General features: G+C 37.3%; 1 protein-coding gene. It reads right to left on the bottom strand.

Translation table 11 applies throughout. The features are described from left to right. The coding region (locus Q0842_RS16125) for a hypothetical protein (protein ID WP_298500529.1) at window positions 1-332 on the bottom strand (332 nt) is incomplete at both ends.

Genomic DNA, 332 nt, shown 5'->3' with positions numbered 1-332 from the left:
ATTCTTTGCATCATATCTGTTGTTGCATTATCCTTAGATGCATTTCTACTTGACCCTTTTCCTTTGGCTGCTTTAGAGAATACTGCTCCTACTTGATCGTTTGATGGATCTGCATTTGATTCTTTTATAAAAACTCTTTGGCTATTGTTAAACTCTACGGTACCATCAAATGGTAATACACCATCATTCTCTATTTCAGCTATAAACCCCTGTCCTACTGGCAAGTATCGTGTTGGTACTTTTGTACCGTCTTGCGAACCATTGTTTGCACCATAATAACTAACAAATTGATATGCGCGTATAGATCCTGTTTTGTTTACTTGGGCATAACC

It is taken from the genome of uncultured Algibacter sp. (genome assembly GCF_947495675.1).
In the GTDB taxonomy this organism is placed as follows: domain Bacteria; phylum Bacteroidota; class Bacteroidia; order Flavobacteriales; family Flavobacteriaceae; genus Algibacter_B.
This window is presented reverse-complemented; position numbering and strand designations above follow the sequence as displayed.